The sequence below is a fragment of the uncultured Anaerovibrio sp. genome (assembly GCF_947302755.1).
Taxonomy (GTDB): domain Bacteria; phylum Bacillota; class Negativicutes; order Selenomonadales; family Selenomonadaceae; genus Anaerovibrio.
This window is the reverse complement of sequence record NZ_CAMYWM010000199.1, coordinates 1-3,275: the sequence shown is the minus strand read 5'-3', so window position 1 is coordinate 3,275 and position 3,275 is coordinate 1. Positions and strand designations below refer to the sequence as shown.

General features: G+C 48.1%; 3 protein-coding genes. All 3 read left to right on the top strand.

Features of this window, described 5'->3' with window-relative positions; translation table 11 throughout:
- The first annotated feature begins 306 nt into the window (after positions 1-306).
- The 3 genes from Q0Y54_RS12400 (at position 307) to Q0Y54_RS12390 (ending at position 2,796) form a co-directional block, all read left to right on the top strand.
- On the top strand, positions 307-1,812 hold the full coding sequence (locus Q0Y54_RS12400) for a DNA methylase (RefSeq protein WP_297968573.1): 1,506 nt from the start codon (positions 307-309) through the stop codon (positions 1,810-1,812).
- Positions 1,809-1,988 (top strand): hypothetical protein, encoded by a 180-nt coding sequence (locus Q0Y54_RS12395; RefSeq protein ID WP_297968570.1) that lies wholly within the window; start codon positions 1,809-1,811, stop codon positions 1,986-1,988. Before Q0Y54_RS12400 ends, Q0Y54_RS12395 begins: the two co-directional genes overlap by 4 nt.
- Positions 1,989-2,598: 610 nt before the next feature.
- Complete coding sequence (locus Q0Y54_RS12390; protein ID WP_297968564.1) at positions 2,599-2,796, top strand: hypothetical protein; 198 nt, start codon at positions 2,599-2,601, stop codon at positions 2,794-2,796.
- The last annotated feature ends 479 nt before the right edge of the window (positions 2,797-3,275 follow it).

The following is a 3,275-nucleotide window of genomic DNA, read 5'->3' as shown; positions in this document are numbered from 1 at the left end:
GCCTACGGCGCAGTGGGAGCTTAGTGTTCGTTGTAAGGGCGTAGTGCGAAATAACATTTCGCACGGAGTTTACTGAGGGGATACAGTGCCCAAGAGGCCGCCCCTCTTCTTTTTTGCCCTACTCAGCCTAAGATTATTTTTTCTGACAGAATTTTTTTGAACAACGGTGTATAATTTATTGTAGTGCTATAACTATAACAGAGTGAAGATGTTCCCTATCTTATATGACCCGAAGCCTGCCCCAAACAGGTAACATAGGGAGACCTCGTCATCTCTGCCTACATCGCAGCACAGGAGGCGAGGAAAATGACTGAAAAATGCTATATAGCCATAGACCTAAAATCCTTCTACGCCTCTGTGGAATGCAGGGAACGGAAGCTTGAGCCCCTGACAACTAACCTGGTGGTGGCGGATGCCAGCCGCAGCGGAAAAACCATCTGCCTGGCTGTGACACCATCCCTAAAGGCCCATGGCATACCAGGGCGGCCCCGGCTGTTTGAGGTGGAGCAACGAGTAAAGGAAATCAATTTTCTCAGGAGGGCAGAGGCTCCCGGCCACAAACTGACCGGTTCCTCCACCAATGCCACAGAGTTGGATGAAAATCCTGCCCTGGCCCTTGATTATATTGTGGCCATGCCAAGAATGGCCTTATATGTGGAATACAGTGCCAGAATTTTTGGCATTTACCTAAAATACATCTCTGCTGATGATATTCACAGCTACAGTGTGGATGAGGTATTTATCGATGCCACCCCATACCTGGCCACCTATCATATGACCGGCCGAGAGCTGGCCCTGCATATTATCCATGACATTTTTAAAGCCACGGGCATTACCGCCACCGCCGGTATCGGTACCAATCTGTATCTGGCCAAGGTGGCCATGGACATTATGGCCAAGAAAATGACGGCAGATAAGGACGGAGTACGAATTGCGGAGCTGGATGAAATGAGCTATCGCCACGCCCTCTGGACCCACACCCCTATTACGGATTTTTGGCGGGTGGGCCATGGCTATGAAAAACGCCTGCGGGAGCATGGTCTTTACACCATGGGGGATATTGCCCGGTGCTCTCTGGGCAAGGCCAACGAATACCACAATGAAGAGCTGCTTTACAAAATTTTTGGCATAAACGCCCAGCTGCTCATTGACCATGCCTGGGGCTGGGAGCCATGTACCATAAAGGATATAAAGGAATACCGTCCGGCCTCCAACAGCCTGAGCAGCGGCCAGGTTCTCCAAAGTGCCTATACCCATGAAAAGGGACGGCTGATTATCTGGGAAATGACGGATTTATTGGTGTTGGATTTAGTGGATAAGGGATTGGTAACCGATCAGATAGTGTTAGACATTGGCTACGATGTGGACAACAAGGGCTACAGGGGACCAATCCATATAGACCATTATGGACGAAGGATACCTGCCCCGGCCCACGGCTCAATAAATCTGGGCAAGCACACATCATCAACAAAAATTATTTTGGAGGCAGTGCTGAAGCTGTTTGAAGAAATCACTGACCCATCCCTGCTCATCCGACGGGTAAATGTCACTGCCAATCATGTAATCAGTGAACGCACTATGCAGAAGCAACGGGAACAGCCCCAACAGCTGGACCTGTTCACCGATTATGAGGCATTAGCCAAGAAGACGGAGCGGGAGGAGCAGGCCGAAGCCAAAGAAAAATCCCTCCAGCACACCCTGCTAAGCATCAAGCACAAATTTGGCAAAAACGCCATTCTGAAGGGGGCCAATCTCCAGGAGGGAGCCATGACGATTGAGCGCAACCAGCAAATAGGAGGCCACAAGGCATGAATGAAAAAGAAAACCCATACGCAGATATTATCAACCTCCCCCGTCCAGTATCCAGGAAGCACCCTCCCCTGACCATGAAGCAGCGGGCCGCCCAGTTCGCCCCCTTCGCTGCCGTATCCGGCCACGAAGAGGCCATATCCAAAGCCACGCTGAAACGGGAGCAGCAATTTAAATAACTCTGGCCCCCATACCGGGGGCACAGCAAATAAGGGCTGCTGCATTAAGCTAAGTCACAGCAATAACCGGCATCCGTCGATGTATAGGATACCAAATATTGTGGCGATAGGCCTTCGTGCAGCAGCCCCTTTTACGTGCAATTAAATGAGACTTATTCACTGGGATATTTATACCCCCACCGGAGTAGTCGAATTAATCCAGAGCTTTGCGGACGTATCCAAGAGGCAACGCCTATTGGTTAATACGTCCCATGGGAAAGTGTAAGCTACGGGTGCTTTTCTCCCACCTAAGAGGGGGGGATACTCAGCACTTGTTAGCGTGGCGTTTAATTTGTTGTTTTTCACTATGAAATCTTAGCAAATCAAATCCGAAGGATGGAGATGAACTTTAGATTTCGTTGTAAGGGCGTAGTGCAAAATACCATTTTGCACGAAGTTTACTTCATTTTTTGTAATACTTCCCTTTATGGTCCGTAAATATAGACAGAAGGATAAAATACAGACTGATTCAAGCGGAGCCTTCCACTCCCGATGAATTTAGCCAAACTTAACCCATAAAATACGATAAATCAACATGGGCACAACCCATACAACGAAAGGAGATAATCTTATGAGTAACAAATTTGAACTCAATCAAATGGAATTAGATCAGATAGCAGGCGGACATCCAAGAATTCGCCTTCACGGTCCTCGCCGTAAGCATTTCCAGTTCATCCGGGATATTATCGATATAATAAGGGATATCACCCAGCCTAAAAAGGATAACCCACAGCAGACTCCACAGCAGGATCCACACAAAGCTGCCTAAAATCTCATATTTTTCCCGATCCTTCCCCTGGCTGTTTCCTCTTTCCATAAAACGGCCGGGAGATTAAGATAAGTGCCCTGGCTAAAAAACGCCGGGGCATTTCTGTTATTTTTGAGTCTTCCCCCATGGGAAAGGTGGCAGTCCCAAGGCTGACGAATGAGGTAACACAGGGAGCTTTAACATATGAAGATATCTATAACGAGCTTTAAGATGTCCCCCACCTCTTTAGGTGGGGGAAAACAAACTACAACAGCTGGCGAGCATATCTCCCAGTGCGGACGTATCAAAGCAGCAACGATGCTTTGTTAATACGTCCCATGCGAAAGTGTCCTACAAAGCAAGACAATCGTCGAAGCTGAGTAGCTGACACTGACCGCCTAGTTGCGACGCGAAGCTAGTCCTTTAGGGAAACGCTAATTGGAAGATTTGTAAACGTCAAAATATAGTATGCCTCAATAGCAAATAAAAAGCAGCCCGTA